This is a genomic window from Paraburkholderia sp. GAS448 (assembly GCF_050435685.1).
Classification (GTDB): domain Bacteria; phylum Pseudomonadota; class Gammaproteobacteria; order Burkholderiales; family Burkholderiaceae; genus Paraburkholderia.
The window spans coordinates 134,810-152,475 of record NZ_JBNDKT010000010.1 but is presented as its reverse complement, the minus strand read 5'-3'; the positions used below and the strand labels follow the sequence as shown (position 1 = coordinate 152,475).

Genomic DNA, 17,666 nt, shown 5'->3' with positions numbered 1-17,666 from the left:
ATAAAAAAGTCCGCCTGAGAGCGGACTTTTTTATTCAATTGCCTGTGCGCCGGCGGAAGACGAGATCCCAGACGCCATGTCCGAGCCGTAGGCCCCGTCGTTCGAATTTTGTCACCGGACGGTACTCGGGACGCGGCGCGTAGCCGTCGGCCGTGTTTTCGAGCGCGGGTTCCGCGCCGAGCACTTCGAGCATCTGTTCCGCGTAGTTCTGCCAGTCCGTCGCGCAATGGAGATATGCGCCGGGTTTCAGGCGCGATACGAGCAGCGCGACGAACTTCGGTTGGATCAGACGGCGCTTGTGATGTCGCGCCTTGTGCCACGGATCGGGGAAGAAGATGTGCACGCCGTCGAGGCTGTCTGGCGCGATCATCCGCTCGAGCACTTCGACCGCGTCGTGCTGGATGATGCGGATATTCGACAACCCCTGCTCGCCCATCAGTTTCAGTAGAGCGCCGACGCCCGGCTCATGCACCTCGACGCCGAGAAAGTCGTCGTCGTGGCGATGTGTGGCGATTTCCGCCGTCGTCGCACCCATACCGAAACCGATCTCCAGCACCCGCGGAGCGCTGCGGCCGAAGACGGCATCCCAGTCGGGCCGCTCCGGCGCAAACGGCACGACGAAGCGTGGGCCGAGTTCGTCCATCGCGCGGCGCTGACCAGTCGAGACGCGCCCCGCGCGCGTGACGAAACTGCGGATGCGTCGCCGATGCAACGCTTCGGACGACACTGCTGCGCCTTCGGCGGACGGGCTCGTGGACGGTTCGTGCGATGCGTCGTCGGGGCCCTCGGACGCGGGCAGACGGGATTCGTTCGGATCGTGGATCATCATTGATGACTACAAAGGTGAGGGCGACTGCGCAGTGCCGTCGCAGTGCTGTAATACGTCAACGGGAGACGGGGGCGCTGCCGCGGTTGGTTCGCGCGGTTGCGCGGGTCAACGTCAATGGCTTCGCTCAACTGCCTCGACTATCGCCGCCCGGACAAAAAAGCCGCCTTCGGTGAGGCGGCTCTCGCGCTGGATTTCCGCTGGAGATCAGCTGAATGTGGAGCGGGCGATGGGAATCGAACCCACGTCTCTAGCTTGGGAAGCTAGGGTAATAGCCATTATACGACGCCCGCAGAGCGCGCCATTTTACGCGGTTTCGGGTGATTTGGGCAAACTCCGAAACGCGGCTGCCATTTGCATGCGGGTTCCGGGCGCGCGATCTGCCTCCACTGCTCCGACCAGGGCCGGTCGACAGGGTTTGAATTCCGGATGATTTGATCCCGCGGCAGATCGGTGACTGCCCGCGTTTGTGAAGTTATCGTTGCGACATGGCCGACGCGAGCACGCTCCCTGATCACGGCCTTTTGCCCGGTAGAACGCTCGTTTGTCATCGCCACAATCCGGTTGCCTTCGGGCGGATCGCGAAGAAGCACGATACATCGTCTCCGGCATCCTTGGCCGGATCGCTCCCGACGTGCCTGTCAAGTTTTCCTGCTGGCTGCCGATATCTGTACGGTGGCCCCGAAATTTCGACCGGTTGCCGTGCGCGCCGGCTGCACTTGAACTGCAAGAATGAACAACAACCTTAGTCGCCACATGACGCCTTTGCTGGTACTCGCCAGCGTGAGCGCATGTCCCGGGAATCCGACGCTGCAATCTTCAGCCGGCAAGGCGATGTCGCAGTGAGCGCACCCGTTAACCGCCCGGCGATGTGCCGCATCGTCACGTCATTTCTGCTGGCGACGGCAGCCATGTCGCCGGTTGTCGTCAGCGCGATGCCGGCGACTCTTTCCCCGCTTGCGCAATCAACTCGGGCGAAGGACACGCTCAAGGTCCGCGCACCGTTCAGCAACCCGACAACGGCTTGCGTGCTGTTCGACTCCTACGTGTCGTGGACGATGTCGCCACTGGCGAAACCAGCCGACATACGTTCGACGTGCGCATCGGAGGCTGCGGCCGGCAACGTCGATGCGGGGGCGATTTACGGGCAAATGCAGTTTGTCGGCTACGGCGCGGCGCCCGACACGCCAAAAGGCATCGCGACGCTCGAACGTGCTGCGCTGGACGGCTCGCGGCTCGCGCAACGCGTGCTCGGCACGTTCTACCGCACGGGCAATCTCGTGCCGCAGGATTACGCGGCGGCGCGTCGCTGGCTCAGGCAGGCTTCGGACGGCGGGGACGGGTTTGCCGCCGATACGCTCGGCCTGATGACATACAACGGCGAGGGCGCCCCCGCCGACCAGGCTGCCGCGTACGCGCTGTTCGCGCGCGCCGGCGAGTATGGCGACCCGCATGGCGCGACCAACGCAGGTCGCATGATGATGGCCGGGCAGGGCGTGCCGCGTGACGTCGCGGGCGGCGTGACGTGGCTGGTGCGCGGCGCGACTGGCGGAGATGCCGATGCGGAATTTGCGCTCGGCCTCGCGCTGCTGCAGGGCAATGGCGTGAAGGAGGACATCTCCAAAGGCGCTGCCTGGATGCAGGCGGCAGCGGCCCAGCATCAGTTGAATGCGGAAGCGGCGCTCGGCGACCTGTATCTGGGTGGAATGGGTGTCGCGCGCAACGAAAAGCGCGGGTTCGTGCTGATCTACGGCGCCGCACGACGAGGGCTGACCTACGCGCAGCGTCGTCTCGGCGACCTCTACGCCAGCGGCGCCGGCGTCGCGCGTAACGATGAGCTCGCACGGGTGTGGTATCGCAAGGCCGCGCTCGAAGGCGACGCCTACGCGCAGTTCGGTCTCGCAACCGTGTATCGCGATGGCCGCGGTGGCCCCGTCGATTTCGATGCCGCAATCGGCTGGATGCGTGGCGCTGCCAATGCAGGTTTAGCCAGTGCGCAGAACGATCTCGGTGCGATGCTTCAACACGGTCAGGGTGAGCCGCGCAACGTCGTCGCGGCGAAGCAGTGGTATGACAAGGCCGCCGCGCAAGGGCTCGGGATCGCATATTTCAATCTTGCATCGCTTGCGTTCAGCGGCGAGGGTGTACCGCGCGACCACGCCGCGGCCTACCGTCTCGCGCTAACCGGCGCCGAGCGCGGCAATGCGCAGGCTGCATCGATGGTGGGCACGCTGCTCTTCGACGGCGACGGAGTAGCCGTCGACAAGGCGAAGGCGCTGGCCTGGTATCGCAAGGCGGCTGATCTCGGCAGCGTCGACGCTGCACGCGCGGCCGGCTGGCAATACCTGAACGGTGTCGGCACCCCGCGCGATGAAACGGCCGGTGAGAACTATCTCGATCGCGCCGCTCGCGCCGGGGACGCGAAGGCGCAGGTTCTGCTCGCGCTGCAACTGCTGCACCGCAAGCCGGCGGCCGACAGCGGCGCCGCAAAGGACTGGCTCGTCAAGGCGGTCGCGCAAAAATTCGGCCCGGCCTACTCGGCGCTCGGCAGCGCCTACTGGGACGGCAACGGGCTCGCGCGCGATCCCGCCACCGCTGTCAACTGGTTCAGGCGCGGAGCCGAATCGAGCGATCCGACTTCACAGCGCGCGCTGTGCGCGGCTTACTGGTCAGGCGTCGGTGTTGCGCGTGATGTCGAGGCCGCGCGAGGCTGGTGTACCGCCGCCGCGCGTAACGGCGACCTGATGTCGATGCAATCGCTCGCGATGGACCGGCCGCATGACGAAACCAGCGCGCGGCAACGCGCGTACTGGCTGTGGCGTCTTGCCAGCCGCGACGACGCGAAGTACCAGTCGATGCTCGGCGATGCGTACGATATGGGCGAGGGCGTGAGTCCCGATTACGGCGTGGCGATGTACTGGTTCCGCCGCGCGGCAGGGCAAGGCGATGTGTCGGCACAGGCGTCGCTGGCGTGGCATCTGTTCACCGGGCTCGGCGCCGGGCGCGACGACCGGCAGGCGTTTCAATGGGCGGTGAAAGCGGGCGCGCAGAGCGTCGCAGCCGAACACATGCTGGGCGATGCTTACCTCTCGGGCCGTGGCGTCGAACGTAATGTGAAGACGGCCCGCGTGTGGCTCGAAAAGGCCGCAGCGGATGGGTCGGCCGGTGCGGCGAGCAGAGTGGCGCTGCTGTACGAAACTGGCGTCGCAGTTGCGCGCGACGATGCGCAGGCGCTCAACTGGCACAGGAAAGCGGCGGCCATGGGGTCCGATGTGTCGGAGATCGCGCTTGCGTTAAGAGCGGCCGCCTCGGGCGACACGGATGGCATCAGTGTCAAGGAGACGCGCTGGCTGGTCGACAGTGCAACGAGCAAGTCGGGCAACCAGAACGCCCGCAATAAAAGCGCAGGCGAATATGCCGAAGACGAGTGGGCGGCACTCTCATGCCTGAACGAGGCGCTGCTGGGTGATGTGTTCGAGCAGTATCAGCTCGGCATCCGCTATCTGACGGGCGATGGCATCGTCGAAGACAAGGCGCTCGGTGTGGCGTGGCTAGCGAGGGCTCGCGCGAGCTTTGCTGAAGAACCTGCTTTCCAGGTTTACGCGCAGGCTGTGCAGGTCGTCGAAGCGCGTGCGGTTGCGCGACTCAATGCAGACGAGCGCCAGCGCGAACTATCGCTGGCCTCGCATCTGCTCGCGACTGTGCCGGGTCACATTACCGGCACAGGTTCAGGCGACGTTGTGAATACAGCATCGTCGCGGTCGTCTGCCGAACGACTGAATCCTTGAGCATGGTTGGCATTGGGTAGCCAGCGAGACAACGCGCGGGCTGCCCGATGCATCAGATTCCGAACAAGGTCAGCGATACTGCCGCGCGCGTGATGATCATCAGCAGCACCTGCACGATCACGAACAGCAGGATCGGCGACAGGTCGATACCGCCCAGTTGCGGCACGAAGCGGCGCAGTGGATTCAGGAACGGCGCGGTCAGCTGAAGCAGGATCGGCATTGCCGGTGAGCGCGGATTGAGCCACGACAGTAGCGCCATCAGGATCGTCAACCAGATGATCAGATTGAGCGCCCACTTGATGACGGTCAGGAGGGCGACGATCAGGAGTGTCGGCATCAGGCCGAGCGGATCCACACCCGCGATCCACACCATCAACACCACGTAGACGATCGCCGAGATGAACGCCGCGATGAGGCTTGCCCAGTCGATGTTGCGCGTGCCTGGAATGATCCGCCGCAACGGCAGCACGATCCAGTTGGTTGCGTGCAACACGGCGTTCGACACCGGGTTGTACGGCGGCAGGCGCACGACCTGCAGCCACGCGCGCAGCAGGAGTGCGGCGCCGAACAGGGTGAAAATCGTATTGAGCAGAAAACGGGCGATATCGCCGAACATCTTTTGTCCTTTCCTTCCTGGGGTGTTCACGGCGGCCAGCGGATTGCCCGGCCGACGTCGTCAAGGGTGTGGGTTACTGCCATTCCACCGGCGATGCGCAAGCGTACGCCTGTTCCGTCAGACGTTCACCTTGATCTCGCTGATCAGGATCTTGCCGTTGCCGCCGTCGGTGTAGTTGGGAATGTCGGCCAGGAGTTCGTCGCTGGCCGGCTTGAAGACTTCGTAGAAAGCGTCGACGGAATCGAACAGAAAGTGACCGGCTGCGACATAGGGCGGCGGCGTGCCCGGCGGTCCGGCGTTCAGGCCGACATCGACGGACCATCCCTTCAGCGACGCGCCGAACAGTTCGGCGGCGCGCGGCATGTGCGTGCCGCAGTAATAGTCCACATCGAAACGGCCATTTTCTCGATACGGATAGAGGATGCTGACCTTGATCATTGTGTGTTCCCGTCGTTTGGTCCCGGCGCGTGGGCGGGGCGTGCTGCTGCTCGCGCCGGTCGTCACATTATCACGGGTTACTTGACGCTTGCACCTGCCTGTATCTGATTCAGCGAACGGCTGAGCGAATCTTCGACGGCGGCATCGATAGCGTCGATGGCAGCGGGCGGTTGCGCCCGCCGGCGGGCCAGCGCGACCGCGCGGCGCGTCATCAGCGCGTAAAGCGCCGCATGGTCGCCGCCGAAGCCTTCAAGCAGCGCCAGCTGCTTCTCGACGACACCCGTATCGCCGCGCGACACCGGGCCTGCGAGCGCGTTGGGCAAGCCCTTGTCGCGTGCGGTTTCGATCGTGCCGGCCAGCATCGGCAGCACGGCGCGCAATGCGTCGTCTTCATCGAAGCCGAGCGTGCGCCAGAGCGCGACACATTCCGCGAGTCCGCACAGCGCAAAGCTCGCGGCATAGTGCGCGGCGGCGTGATAGAGCATGCGCCCGCCAGGCGGAATCGCCAGCGGATGGCAACCCAGCGCGCCGGCCAGCGCAACCAGGTGTTCCTTGAGGGCGCCGTCTGCTTCGATCGAAACGGAACAGCCGGCGATGCGCTCCAGGTCAGCGAGACTTCCGCCGAACAGGTAAAGTGGGTGAAAACCGCCGGTTGCGATGCCCTGGTCGCGTGCCGGATCGAGCAGTTCGACCGGCGATGCACCGCTGCAATGCACCAGCGCCCAGGCGCCGGTTCGTGACTCCGCCGTTTCTGACGCTGCGGGCGCAAAGCGCAAACTGTGGGCTGTCGTACCGATACTGTCATCGGGAACGGCTAAAAAGACGATATCGGCCGCGTCGACCACCTGTTGTGGATCGTCGTACGCGGTGCAGTGCCCGAACTGAGTGGCGAGCGCCTGCGCGGATGCGTGCGAGCGGCTTGCGATCGCCGTGACCGGATAGCCGGCGCGCGAAAAGCCGTGCGCAAGGCAATGCGCAAGCCGGCCCGCGCCGACGAAGCCGAGACGCGGCAGTGAGGACAGAGACATGTTTTCTGCTCCAGACAGAACAATCGCGGAATCAGGAGTATCGCGCATCATTATTGCAACGCGTGGTATGGGTGGCTTCTCTGGCGGCCCTCTGAACCCGCCTGGGCTGCCAACCATATTCTTCAGATCAGTTTGCGGATGATATGGCGAACCCGCGTCGGTATCTTTGGGGGGATTGCCGTCAGGTCCGAAAACTGCTCACAATGAATCCGCACGATTGTGTTTTGGCAGTCACCGTTGTTGTCTTTCTCTGTCGCGCAGTCAGATTCGGGAGGTATACGATGAGCATCTTTTCTTACCGAAAGCACTTGCGGTTCCTGACACATTCACAGCGCCGTCGTTGGTGGGATCAAAAAAAGCGGCTCACACCACGCGTACAGATCAGCGGCGCATACGTGCCGCCAAGCGTTACACGGGAATTTACTTATGTGAAGGTCGGCTGATATTCCGCTGACCATACCGGATGCCCGGCGCTACCGCGCCGGGCATCCGGCGTTTACGGGACCGAAAAGGGTCCGAAAAGCGATGCACGGCAACAACGGAAGCCGCAAGCTTTGCAGCGAATTTGTAATTAAACATTACCGATGTGACGAAAGTCGTTTCCGCGAAACCGGTAAAAATGGCAGGCGCATCGTGTGATGCGATGCGAACCCTTGATTTTCGGCAGCGAAGCAAGCATCTAGCCGTTGAGACGGGCAATAGCAATGCAGAAAGCCGCCGTACGTATTGCAATTTGCAACAAATGCGCGCGGCAACCGTCGCGCAAATTCGATACTCTCAAGTGAGAGGGCATTGCCCGTCATGCGACCCGGCCATCCGGGCCGGGCCGCCAGGAGAACAGAAGTGAAAAAGATCATTCCGTTTATTGCCGCCGCCGCACTCGGCGTGGGGCTGACCTCCGCCGCCGAGGCGCATGTGTCGATCGGCGTCGGCATCGGCATTCCGGCGTACCCTGTGTACGCAGAGCCGCCCGTGGTTTATGCGCCGCCGCCGGTAGTGTATGCGCCGCCGCCAGTCTACTATGCGCCGCCCGTGGTGGTGGGTGGTTACTACGGCGGCTACTATGGTCGTCCTTATTATCGTCACGGCTACTATGGCCGCGGCTACTACGGCCCGGGTTACTGGCGTCGTTGACCGGCCGCCCGTCGTGCATCGTTCGTGATGCATCGGGCGGGTTGCGGTTGAATTCGTTTCGTCATGACGGCGCAGCGCGGGCTTGAAGCCACGCTGCGCCGTTTTTCACTTGTGCGCAGCTTTTGGCGGAGAAGGAAAGGCCGACGCTGGCGCCGCGCTTTCCAAAACATCGTGGAAGCTGGGACAATGATCGTCCGAGCAACCAACTGTGCACTCTTTCGCCGATGCAAGCGCTTCCCGTTCCTGCTTACGATGATGTGGTCGACGCCGCCGCGCGTATCGACGGCATCGCGCACCGCACGCCTGTTCTTACGTCACGCACGGCGGACGAGCGCACTGGCGCGTCTATCTTTTTCAAATGCGAAAACTTCCAGCGCATGGGCGCGTTCAAGTTTCGCGGCGCGTACAACGCGATTTCTCATTTCGACGCGGAGCAGCGCGCGGCCGGTGTGCTGACTTTCTCATCGGGCAATCACGCGCAGGCGATCGCACTGTCGGCGCGCCTCGCCGGCATTCACGCGACGATCATCATGCCGCACGACGCGCCCGCCGCAAAAGTTGCAGCGACAAAGGGCTATGGCGGTGAAGTGATCGTCTATGACCGCTACAAGGAAAACCGTGAAGAGATCGGCCGCCGGCTTGCGGAGGAGCGCGGCATGACCTTGATTCCGCCGTACGACCATCCGCATGTGATGGCGGGGCAGGGCACGGCGGTGAAGGAGTTGATCGAGGAGACCGGCCCGCTCGACATGTTGTTCGTGTGCCTCGGCGGTGGGGGGTTGCTGTCGGGCAGCGCGCTGTCCGCGACGGCGCTGAGTCCCCAATGCCAGATCATCGGCGTCGAGCCGGAAGCCGGTAACGATGGGCAGCAGTCGCTCGCGCGCGGCGAGATCGTGCACATCGAAGTGCCGAAGACGCTCGCCGATGGCGCGGCGACACAGCACCTCGGAAACTACACGTTTGCAGTGATCCAGCGGCTGGTTAAGCAGATCGTGACGGTCAGCGATGCACAACTCGTCGAGGCAATGCGTTTCTTTGCGCAGCGGATGAAGATGGTGGTCGAGCCGACGGGCTGCCTCGCGGCTGCCGCGGTGCTCAACGGGATCGTGCCGGTGGAAGGTAAGCGTGTCGGCGTGGTGATCAGCGGCGGCAACGTCGATCTGGAGCGGCTGGCGGAGTTCCTTCGCTGACAGCGGCGACGCGTGGAGGCCGCGCGCGGCCCCCACGTCGTTCTGCACGGGAAGCGCCGGCGGTTTTTACGTGGCGGCCATGCTGGTTGCGTGCACGATCAGGTCGCGATAACCGTTCACGATCACGCTGTACGAAAAGTACGCGAACAGCAGCGCCGACAAAACGTGACATCCCCGCAGCAGGCCCGTCCCCGCGCGTTTGCGTCCGTGGCTCGCGAGTCCGCAAAGAAACAACGTCCAGACGAGCCCGCCAAAAAAGAATCCGCCGAGAAAGACGGGCGCCGTCGTAACGGTCGTCGCACCTGCTTTCGCGATCAGCGCGCCGCCTACCGCAGCAAACCAGAGAATGGCTGACGGCGACGAGATCGCCAGCAACGTTCCACGCATGAAGCCACGCCACGCGCTCAGGTGAGGCGCGCTCGTATCGGCCTCGCCTTCGACGGGGGGCGCGGAGGCTGGAAAGATCGCTTCGCGCGTCATCTTCCAGGTGAGGAACAGCAGGATTGCCGCGCCGCCTATCCACACGATCCAGCGTATCGACTCGAACTGCAACAGTGCAGCCATGCCCGCGAGCGCGAGCGACGCATAGATCAGATCCCCAAAACACGAGCCCAACCCGAGCCAGAAGCCAGGCTTGAAACCATGCGACAGCGTCAGCGAAATAATCGCGACGTTGACGAGACCAATATCGAGGCACAACGACAGAGACAGAAAAAAACCGTCCGACAACATAGAAAAGGCGTGCATCCCCGCAACTACTCCGTCTGATTTTTTGTTCGCGCATGAGCGGGAGCGCTCGAGGTCCCGCATCGATGACAATATCCAACCAGCGTGCGCGCCGTGACGACCACGCGCACGCTACGTGAGTACGTGACAATCTGCACGCCGATGTTCGTCGGTTACGCCCGGACGGGCTCGATGGGCACCGTGTACACGGGACGCTCTGCTGCCTTCGATTTAAAGGCCGAGTTCGCTCCACAACGTATCGATGCGCTGTTTCACCGCATCATCCATGACGATCGGGCGACCCCATTCGCGATCCGTCTCACCGGGCCATTTATTGGTGGCGTCGAGCCCCATCTTCGAGCCAAGTCCTGCGACCGGCGACGCGAAATCCAGATAGTCGATCGGCGTGCGATCGACGAGCACCGTATCGCGCGACGGATCGATACGCGTGGTGATGGCCCAGATGACTTCCTTCCAGTCGCGGATGTTCACGTCTCCGTCGACGACGACGATGAACTTCGTATACATGAATTGTCGCAGGAAGCTCCACACGCCGAACATCACCCGTTTGGCGTGTCCAGGGTAGCTTTTCTTCATCTGGACGATCGCCATCCGGTAACTGCAGCCTTCGGGCGGCAGATAGAAGTCGGTGATCTCGGTGAACTGTTTCTGTAACAGCGGCACGAACACTTCATTGAGCGCGACGCCGAGTACCGCAGGTTCGTCGGGCGGCTTGCCGGTATAGGTCGAATGGTAGATTGCGTCGCGGCGCATCGTGATCCGCTCGACGGTGAAAACGGGGAACCACTCCTGTTCGTTGTAGTAGCCAGTATGATCGCCGTACGGTCCTTCGAGCGCGTGCTCGTACGCAGCGCTCGCACCCTTCGACGGACGCGGCGGCGCACCCGCCGGCGCGGCTTCCGGCGCGCCGCTTTGCGGATAGATAAAGCCTTCGAGGACGATTTCCGCCCGTGCCGGCACCTGCAGCGTATCGACGCCTGGGGTGATGCACTTTGCCAGTTCCGTGCGGCCGCCGCGCAGCAGGCCCGCGAACTGATATTCGGACAGCGTGTCCGGCACCGGTGTGACGGCGCCAAGAATCGTCGCCGGATCGGCGCCGAGCACGACCGCGACCGGATACGGCTTGCCCGGGTTCTGCAGCGCGAACTCGCGGAAGTCGAGCGCCCCGCCGCGATGCGCGAGCCAGCGCATGATCAGCTTGTTGCGTCCGATCAGTTGCTGACGATAGATGCCGAGGTTCTGGCGCGTCTTGTTCGGGCCGCGCGTGACGGTCAGGCCCCATGTGATCAGCGGGCCGGCGTCGCCGGGCCAGCAGGTTTGGATCGGCAGCTTCGCGAGATCGACGTCGGCGCCTTCCCAGACGATTTCCTGGCAGGGCGGGGCGCTTACCGTCTTCGGCGCCATGTCCCAGACCGCCTTGGCGAGTGAGAACAGCTTGCCGGCGTCCTTGAGGCCCTTGGGCGGCTCCGGCTCCTTCAGGGCGGACAGGAGGCGCCCGACGTCCCGCAGGGACTCCAGCGCGGCGCTATCGCCCTTCTCTGCGCCCGTGTCGATGCCCATGCCAAGGGCGACACGGCGTGGCGTGCCGAACAGGTTGCCGAGCACAGGGAACGCATGGTGCCGTTTGTCCTCGAATAGCAGTGCGGGCCCGCCGGCGCGCAGCACGCGATCGCACAGCTCCGTCATTTCCAGGACAGGCGAGACGTTTTGCGGGATGCGGCGCAGTTCGCCAAGCGTCTCGAGGCGACCGACAAAGTCGCGCAGGTCTTTGTATTTCATCTGGTCCTGATCAAGGCCGCGGCTGGCCGCGAGGTGAAGGCGCGACAGGCAATCGCCGCGCGGGATCGATTGTCGATTTTACCTGCGTTGGCTAACGCACGTTCGAAGGCAAATGTGAGACCGGCCTGAAAGGGCCATAGCGCGCGGTTTTCGACACGCTGAACACTGTTCATAATTACAATTAGTTATAACTTTAACTTTTCATAGTGTTGACGATCTATTAAACCCTGCTAGAATCCGTCCACATTGGTTGCAGGCTTTGCATTTTTTAACCACCACCCCCGGTCTACCGACGCAACGCGTCACCGTTTGTCGATCCCTGCACGGCATTTGACGGTCTTGCCTGTTGTCCTCGCTGGTGCTTTTTGAGCGCCGGTTTTTTTCGTGTGGGAGCCCCGCCCGCGTGCTTTACGAGCATGCCGCCGGACCTTTAATGGCTCCCCGAACGGTATATACCGTTTTCCCGACGCCGCTGTTGCCCTGACCAGAGCGCACGGTGTCTTGATTCTGCGAATGGCTGTACGTCGGCCTGGCCGATGCGTTCGCCGCTTCATGCAAATTGGGAGATCCGAATGAACGCCTGGTTATCGTGGCGTCCCGATGAACGACTCGCGCAGGTTATGCGCGGTGCATTACGTCGCGGGACGCGTATGAGTCATCACCTGTTCAGCATTGTTGGCGGGTTCGCCGTCGTGCTGGCAGTCGCACTGTGGCTGATGCCCACATGGCGCGGCACCCTCGCCGCAAAGCTGATGCCGGTCATTTCTGCCGCCGTGCAGGCAGGTCCCGCGCGTCTGCTGCAAGGCAACCCGCTGCCGTCCTTTGGACCGCCCCCGGGGTTGTCCGATGATTCCCTGTCTTCGAATCAGGCCGTGAGCGTCGATACCGGCAGCAACGGTACGACCGCCAACACCAGCTATGATGGCGCCTTCGACGGCAGCGGCACCGCCGGGCTCGGCGCAGTTGCGTTGAACGGCCTCGATCCGCACACCTTGCCAAGCGTCGGCGCGCTCGCGCGCATGATTCCCACCCAGCGTGTTTCTGCCGATGCCCGCGACGATCGCGTCCTGATTTCGACGCGCGAGCAGGATCTCGTCGCTTCCTATCTGTCGCGCCGCTATCGCGTCGCGCAGGAGCCGGTCGGTGAGCTCGTGAAGGCGGCGTTCGATACCGGTCGCGAAGTGGGTCTCGACCCGCTGCTGCTCCTCGCGGTGATGGCGATCGAATCGGGTTTCAATCCGTACGCTGAGAGCGGCGTCGGCGCGCAAGGCCTGATGCAGGTCATGTCGAAGGTGCATTCCGACAAGTTCGATTACTTTGGTGGCCAGAGCGCCGCCCTCGAGCCGCTCACCAACATCAAGGTCGGCGCGCTCGTGCTGAAGGACTGCATCGCGCGCGGCGGCTCGCTGCCGGGCGGTTTGCGTCTGTATGTCGGTTCGACGTCGCAGGACGACGGCGGTTACGGCGCGAAGGTCATGGCCGAGCGGGGCCGTCTGCGTGACGTGGCGCGCGGCCACAAGGTGCCTATCAACGCGCCGCAGGCTCCGACGACGACTGCGTCGACGACGCCGGCAACGGCTGCGACGAATCCGGTGAAGCGCGTGCAGGTGACGCTCGACGGCGCGCATCCGCTGAGCGCACCGAAGACTGTCGCGGCGCACGACAAGTCGCCGCAGCAGGACGACGCCAGTTCGAACGGACAAAAGCATGCGGCGGAGCCGGAACTGGGCGCGTGAGTTTCAGCGAGCCAACTCGCCAGTACCAGCGGTAAAAGAAAAGGGCACCTTCGGGTGCCCTTTGTCATTCTGTCATTCGCGCACGACGCGCGTTGCGGTAGACGTCGTAGCGCTCAGCGGCCGAAAAGTGTCCGCAATCGCTCGACTGCTTCTTCGAGCTTCGCGTAAGCCGTCGCATAGGACAGGCGGATATAGGTCTGCGGCGCGTGCGTGCCGAAGTCCATCCCCGGCACGAGCACGACGCCGGCATCGTGCAGCATCGCCTTCGTCAGCGCGGCGCTGTTGCCGGCTGCCGGATGCGCGACGTGGGTACAGTCCGCGTAGACGTAGAACGCGCCATCGGGCATCACCGGTACCGAGAAGCCCAGTGACTCAAGGGCCGGCGCGATGAAGTCGCGGCGACGTTTGAACTCGAGACGGCGCCCCTCGTAGATCGCGATCGTGTCCGGTTCGAAGCAGGCGAGAGCGGCGTGCTGCGCCAGCGCGGACGCGCAGATGAACAGGTTCTGCGCGAGCTTCTCGAACGCACTGACCATCGCGGGCGGCACCACCAGCCAGCCGAGCCGCCAGCCGGTCATGTTGAAGTATTTCGAGAAGCTGTTGACCGTGATGACTTCATCGCCGAACGAAAGCGCCGACACGGGCGGAGCGTCATAACTCAGACCCTGATAGATCTCGTCTACGATCGTAAAGCCACCGCGCGCGCGTACGGCGCTCACGATCCGCTTCAGTTCTTCCGGTTCGATCGAGGTGCCGGTGGGGTTCGAAGGCGAAGCCAGCAGCACGCCGCGCGTCCGTTCGTTCCACAGCCGTTCGACATCCGCAGCGGTCAACTGGAAGCGCTCCGCCGGGCCGCTCGGCACGAGCACGGGCTTGCCTTCGGAAGCGGCGACGAAGTGCCGGTTGCAGGGATAGGATGGATCAGGCATCAGCACTTCGTCGTCGCGATCGACGAGCGCCGCGCAGGCGAGCAGTAACGCCGCCGAAGCACCAGCCGTCACGACGATGCGCGCCGGGTCGACCGTGATGCCGTATACCTGCTGGTAGTGCGCCGCAATCGCTTCACGCAGTGCCGGCAGGCCGAGGGCGTTCGTGTACTGCGTGACGCCCCGGCGCAGCGCATGCGTGGCCGCCTCGATGACGGGCTCCGGTGCCGTGAAATCGGGCTCGCCGATCCCCATGTGGATAATGTCGCGCCCCTGGCGCTCCAGCACGGCGGCTTCCTTGGCCAGTTCCATCACGTAAAACGGCTGGATGGCGTCGACGCGTGCGGCGAGCCGTACCAGAGGGTCAGTCACGGTGTTCATACAGATGATTCCAGTTTCTCGAGGACGGCCCGAGCCGGGCGGTGCCGGACCTTGCCGGCCTCACGTCCACATCCAGCGCGGTGACCCAGCCACCGCCGCGGCGGATCAGCGCTTGCGGGCCGCCTGCGTTTCGGCCGCGCGCAGTTGCACCGACAGCTTGTCCAGCACGCCGTTCACGTATTTGTATCCATCTGCGCCGCCGAAAGTCTTGGCGAGTTCGACGGCCTCGTTGATCACAACGCGGTACGGAATGTCGATGTGATTCTTCAGTTCGAACGCAGCAACGAGCAGCACCGCGCGTTCAACCGGCGAGAGCTGGTCGATCGGGCGGTCGAGGCACGGCGTCAGGTCAGCCGACAGCGCTTCGGAATCGCGGATCACGCCGTGCAGCAATGCGTCCAGATGTTCGTGGTCGGCCTTGTCGAAGCCCTGTGCGCCGCGCAGCTGCGCGTCGATTTCACCGGCGGGCGCACCCGACAGCAGCCACTGATACAGACCTTGCGTGGCCAGTTCGCGGGAACGTCTGCGAGCGCTCTTCATGCCCGTTCCTCTTCGTCTTCCTCGTCTTCATCTTCGTCGTCGTCATCGCCGTCGAGCTGTTCCAGCGCGACCGCGAGATTCGCCATCTCGACCGCCACACGAGCTGCGTCGCGACCCTTTTCGGTCATGCGCGCGACGGCCTGTTCGTCGGTTTCCGTGGTGAGCACGGCGTTCGCGATCGGCACACCGAAGTCGAGCGTGATGCGCGTAATGCCCGCACCGCTTTCGTTCGATACGAGCTCGAAGTGGTACGTTTCGCCGCGGATCACCGCGCCGAGCGCGATCAGCGCGTCGAACTGGCCGCTTTCGGCGAGCTTTTGCAGCGCAAGCGGAATTTCCAGTGCGCCCGGCACAGTGACGAGCAGGACATCTTCGCCGGTCACGCCGAGGCGTTCGAGTTCTTCGATGCAGGCGTCGGCGAGGCCGTTGCAGACGGGTTCGTTAAAGCGCGACTGGACGATGCCGATGCGTAGGCCGTCACCGTCGAGATTCGGTTGGTATTGTCCGATTTCCATATGTGATCCGTAGTGTTTGGGAGGGGCGCGGGTGAGCGGTGAGTATCCGGGTGATCAGCCTTGCGTTTGCGCGGAGCCAGGCGGGCAGTTCGCCGACTTGCTGCCGGGCATCGGCACGAAGCCCGTAACCTCGAGCCCGTAGCCCGACATGGTGCCCAGCTTGCGCGGGTTCGACAGAACCTGCATCTTGCCGACACCCAGTTCGCGCAGGATCTGCGCGCCGATGCCGTAGGTCTTGAAATCGACCGGACGACGCTTCAGCGCTTCGGCGCGCTCTTTCTCGTCGAAGGCCTTGAACACGTCGATCAGGTGGTCTTTCGTGTCGCCGCAATTCAGCAGTACGACCACGCCGAGATCGCGCTCGGCGATTTCTTTCATCGCGGCGTCCAGCGTCCACGAGTGCGTCGAGGCGCCGACTTCCAGCAGGTCCAGCACCGAAAGCGGTTCGTGCACACGCACGGGCGTATCGCGCTCCGGCGTGGGGGTGCCGCGGACCAGCGCGATATGCGGCGAGCCGCTTGGCTGGTCGAGGTACATGACGGCGCGGAAGGGGCCGTGAGCGGTCTGCATTGTGCGTTCGCAAATGCGCTCGACGATCGATTCGGTGCGGCTGCGGTAGTGGATCAGGTCGGCGATCGTGCCTACCTTCAGGCCGTGTTCCTGAGCGAATTCGATCAGGTCGGGCAGGCGCGCCATCGTGCCGTCGTCCTTGATGACTTCGCAAATCACCGCGGCCGGCGTGAGACCCGCGAGCGCTGTGAGATCGCAGCCGGCCTCCGTGTGGCCGGCGCGCACCAGCACGCCGCCGGGTTGGGCCATGATCGGGAAGACGTGGCCCGGCTGGACGATATGCTCCGCGCGCGCGTCGTGCGCAACGGCGGTGGCGATGGTGCGGGCGCGATCCGCTGCGGAAATGCCGGTGGTCACGCCCTCGGCCGCCTCGATGCTGACGGTGAACGCCGTGCCGTACTGCGTGCCGTTGCGGTACGTCATGAGCGGCAGGTTGAGCTGCTTGCAGCGCTCCTGCGTAAGCGTCAGGCAGATCAGGCCACGGCCGTAGCGGGCCATGAAATTGATCGCTTCCGGCGTGACGAATTCGGCGGCGATCACCAGGTCGCCCTCGTTTTCGCGGTCTTCTTCGTCGACGAGTATCACCATCCGGCCGGCTTTCAGTTCGGCGATGATCTCAAGTGTGGAGGCGAGCGTCATGTTGGCGAGAATGTCGGGAAAGCGCGTATTTTACGCCACGCGGACGGGCGCGTCGCCACTGGCCGGACGGCATAGCCCGTTCGGCCAGTAGCGGCGGATGCAGGGCGACGCGTAAGCTGTCCGACAAGAAGTGCCGGCCAGCCGCGGTGTCGCGCGAAAACCCGCGGCACGGAGTGCCTCGCAGCCGTTATTTCGGCGCGTTCATCATCCGTTCGACGTACCGCGCGATCAGGTCGATTTCCAGGTTGACCTGGCTGCCTGATTTGAGGTTCTTGAGCGTCGTGACCTGAACCGTATGCGGAATCAGGTTGATCGAAAATTCGCTGCCGCCGTCCACGTCCTTGACCGAATTGACGGTCAGGCTCACGCCGTTGACGGTGATCGAGCCTTTGTAGGCAAGATAGCGGCCGATCTCACGCGGGGCCAGCACGCGCAGTTCGTGCGATTCGCCGACCGGCGCGAAATGCGTAACCGTGCCCAGACCGTCGACGTGACCGGAGACGATATGTCCACCCAGCCGGTCATGTGCGCGCAGTGCCTTTTCGAGGTTGACTTCGCCGGTTTGACCGAGGCCCGCCGTGCAGTTCAGGCTCTCGCGCGAGACGTCGACGTCGAACGTGTGCGCGGTCTTTTCGATGACCGTCATGCACGCGCCCTGAACGGTGATGCTGTCGCCGAGCTGGACGTCCTCGAGGTCGAGGCTTCCGGCGTCGATCGACAGACGTACGCCCGCATCGCCTGCATTGCCGAGCGGCGTGACTGATTCGATGCGGCCGACCGCCGCGACGATTCCTGTAAACATCGTGCTGGTTC

15 protein-coding genes and 1 tRNA gene are annotated in these 17,666 nt (G+C 63.7%); 4 read left to right on the top strand and 12 right to left on the bottom strand.

Features of this window, described 5'->3' with window-relative positions:
- Nucleotides 1–34: 34 nt before the first annotated feature.
- On the bottom strand, nucleotides 35–826 hold the full coding sequence (gene trmB / locus P3T23_RS20005) for a tRNA (guanosine(46)-N7)-methyltransferase TrmB (RefSeq protein WP_429317970.1): 792 nt from the start codon (nucleotides 824–826) through the stop codon (nucleotides 35–37).
- A 218-nt stretch (nucleotides 827–1,044) separates the two neighbouring features.
- Nucleotides 1,045–1,119: transfer RNA gene (locus P3T23_RS20000), tRNA-Gly, on the bottom strand.
- Nucleotides 1,120–1,668: 549 nt separating this feature from the next.
- On the opposite strand from P3T23_RS20000, the gene P3T23_RS19995 reads away from it, so the two are divergent.
- Nucleotides 1,669–4,614, top strand: a complete 2,946-nt coding sequence (locus P3T23_RS19995) for a tetratricopeptide repeat protein (protein ID WP_429317868.1) — start codon at nucleotides 1,669–1,671, stop codon at nucleotides 4,612–4,614.
- A 52-nt stretch (nucleotides 4,615–4,666) separates the two neighbouring features.
- Here the strand turns inward: P3T23_RS19995 and P3T23_RS19990 are convergent, their stop codons facing one another.
- From P3T23_RS19990 to P3T23_RS19980, 3 genes are all read right to left on the bottom strand, one after another.
- Nucleotides 4,667–5,230: a YggT family protein gene (locus P3T23_RS19990; RefSeq protein WP_133661993.1), complete on the bottom strand. Its 564-nt coding sequence runs from the start codon at nucleotides 5,228–5,230 to the stop codon at nucleotides 4,667–4,669.
- 117 nt (nucleotides 5,231–5,347) lie between these two features.
- Complete coding sequence (locus P3T23_RS19985; protein ID WP_429317867.1) at nucleotides 5,348–5,668, bottom strand: EthD family reductase; 321 nt, start codon at nucleotides 5,666–5,668, stop codon at nucleotides 5,348–5,350.
- Nucleotides 5,669–5,745: 77 nt separating this feature from the next.
- The gene (locus P3T23_RS19980) at nucleotides 5,746–6,696 is read right to left on the bottom strand and encodes a Rossmann-like and DUF2520 domain-containing protein (RefSeq protein ID WP_429317866.1); all 951 of its coding nucleotides are present in this window, start codon (nucleotides 6,694–6,696) and stop codon (nucleotides 5,746–5,748) included.
- Between the two features lie 843 nt (nucleotides 6,697–7,539).
- Between P3T23_RS19980 and P3T23_RS19975 the strand changes: the two genes are divergently transcribed.
- A complete protein-coding gene (locus P3T23_RS19975; protein ID WP_429317865.1) occupies nucleotides 7,540–7,830 on the top strand; it encodes a hypothetical protein in 291 nt (96 codons plus the stop codon).
- Between the two features lie 224 nt (nucleotides 7,831–8,054).
- Complete coding sequence (locus P3T23_RS19970) at nucleotides 8,055–9,020, top strand: threo-3-hydroxy-L-aspartate ammonia-lyase (RefSeq protein WP_429317864.1); 966 nt, start codon at nucleotides 8,055–8,057, stop codon at nucleotides 9,018–9,020.
- A gap of 66 nt (nucleotides 9,021–9,086) precedes the next feature.
- Here the strand turns inward: P3T23_RS19970 and P3T23_RS19965 are convergent, their stop codons facing one another.
- Together P3T23_RS19965 and P3T23_RS19960 are read right to left on the bottom strand one after the other, a co-directional pair.
- Complete coding sequence (locus P3T23_RS19965) at nucleotides 9,087–9,767, bottom strand: LysE family translocator (RefSeq protein ID WP_429317863.1); 681 nt, start codon at nucleotides 9,765–9,767, stop codon at nucleotides 9,087–9,089.
- Between the two features lie 210 nt (nucleotides 9,768–9,977).
- A complete protein-coding gene (locus P3T23_RS19960) occupies nucleotides 9,978–11,546 on the bottom strand; it encodes a UbiD family decarboxylase (protein WP_429317862.1) in 1,569 nt (522 codons plus the stop codon).
- 572 nt (nucleotides 11,547–12,118) lie between these two features.
- Here P3T23_RS19960 and P3T23_RS19955 point away from each other — a divergent pair.
- Nucleotides 12,119–13,282, top strand: coding sequence for a transglycosylase SLT domain-containing protein (locus tag P3T23_RS19955; protein WP_429317861.1), 1,164 nt, complete (start codon nucleotides 12,119–12,121; stop codon nucleotides 13,280–13,282).
- 113 nt (nucleotides 13,283–13,395) lie between these two features.
- Here the strand turns inward: P3T23_RS19955 and P3T23_RS19950 are convergent, their stop codons facing one another.
- The 5 genes from P3T23_RS19950 to P3T23_RS19930 all read right to left on the bottom strand — a co-directional run bounded on the left by P3T23_RS19950 (nucleotide 13,396) and on the right by P3T23_RS19930 (nucleotide 17,655).
- The gene (locus P3T23_RS19950; RefSeq protein ID WP_429317860.1) at nucleotides 13,396–14,589 is read right to left on the bottom strand and encodes a pyridoxal phosphate-dependent aminotransferase; all 1,194 of its coding nucleotides are present in this window, start codon (nucleotides 14,587–14,589) and stop codon (nucleotides 13,396–13,398) included.
- A 105-nt stretch (nucleotides 14,590–14,694) separates the two neighbouring features.
- The gene (gene nusB, locus P3T23_RS19945) at nucleotides 14,695–15,129 is read right to left on the bottom strand and encodes a transcription antitermination factor NusB (protein WP_133662002.1); all 435 of its coding nucleotides are present in this window, start codon (nucleotides 15,127–15,129) and stop codon (nucleotides 14,695–14,697) included.
- Nucleotides 15,126–15,644, bottom strand: coding sequence for a 6,7-dimethyl-8-ribityllumazine synthase (gene ribH, locus P3T23_RS19940; protein ID WP_133662003.1), 519 nt, complete (start codon nucleotides 15,642–15,644; stop codon nucleotides 15,126–15,128). The genes nusB and ribH overlap by 4 nt, the downstream gene beginning before the upstream one ends.
- Before the next feature lie 54 nt (nucleotides 15,645–15,698).
- Nucleotides 15,699–16,853: a bifunctional 3,4-dihydroxy-2-butanone-4-phosphate synthase/GTP cyclohydrolase II gene (gene ribBA, locus P3T23_RS19935; protein WP_429317859.1), complete on the bottom strand. Its 1,155-nt coding sequence runs from the start codon at nucleotides 16,851–16,853 to the stop codon at nucleotides 15,699–15,701.
- A 187-nt stretch (nucleotides 16,854–17,040) separates the two neighbouring features.
- The gene (locus P3T23_RS19930; protein ID WP_429317858.1) at nucleotides 17,041–17,655 is read right to left on the bottom strand and encodes a riboflavin synthase; all 615 of its coding nucleotides are present in this window, start codon (nucleotides 17,653–17,655) and stop codon (nucleotides 17,041–17,043) included.
- Nucleotides 17,656–17,666 lie beyond the last annotated feature (11 nt).

Excerpts from the sequence above, each read along its gene's own strand:
- P3T23_RS19980 (WP_429317866.1), bottom strand. The coding sequence starts at position 6,696 with ATGTCTCTGTCCTCACTGCCGCGTCTCGGCTTCGTCGGCGCGGGCCGG.
- trmB (WP_429317970.1), bottom strand. The coding sequence starts at position 826 with ATGATCCACGATCCGAACGAATCCCGTCTGCCCGCGTCCGAGGGCCCC.
- ribBA (WP_429317859.1), bottom strand. The coding sequence starts at position 16,853 with ATGACGCTCGCCTCCACACTTGAGATCATCGCCGAACTGAAAGCCGGC.
- P3T23_RS19960 (WP_429317862.1), bottom strand. The coding sequence starts at position 11,546 with ATGAAATACAAAGACCTGCGCGACTTTGTCGGTCGCCTCGAGACGCTT.
- P3T23_RS19930 (WP_429317858.1), bottom strand. The coding sequence starts at position 17,655 with ATGTTTACAGGAATCGTCGCGGCGGTCGGCCGCATCGAATCAGTCACG.
- nusB (WP_133662002.1), bottom strand. The coding sequence starts at position 15,129 with ATGAAGAGCGCTCGCAGACGTTCCCGCGAACTGGCCACGCAAGGTCTG.
- P3T23_RS19950 (WP_429317860.1), bottom strand. The coding sequence starts at position 14,589 with ATGAACACCGTGACTGACCCTCTGGTACGGCTCGCCGCACGCGTCGAC.
- P3T23_RS19990 (WP_133661993.1), bottom strand. The coding sequence starts at position 5,230 with ATGTTCGGCGATATCGCCCGTTTTCTGCTCAATACGATTTTCACCCTG.
- P3T23_RS19955 (WP_429317861.1), top strand. The coding sequence starts at position 12,119 with ATGAACGCCTGGTTATCGTGGCGTCCCGATGAACGACTCGCGCAGGTT.
- P3T23_RS19985 (WP_429317867.1), bottom strand. The coding sequence starts at position 5,668 with ATGATCAAGGTCAGCATCCTCTATCCGTATCGAGAAAATGGCCGTTTC.
- P3T23_RS19965 (WP_429317863.1), bottom strand. The coding sequence starts at position 9,767 with ATGCACGCCTTTTCTATGTTGTCGGACGGTTTTTTTCTGTCTCTGTCG.
- ribH (WP_133662003.1), bottom strand. The coding sequence starts at position 15,644 with ATGGAAATCGGACAATACCAACCGAATCTCGACGGTGACGGCCTACGC.
- P3T23_RS19970 (WP_429317864.1), top strand. The coding sequence starts at position 8,055 with ATGCAAGCGCTTCCCGTTCCTGCTTACGATGATGTGGTCGACGCCGCC.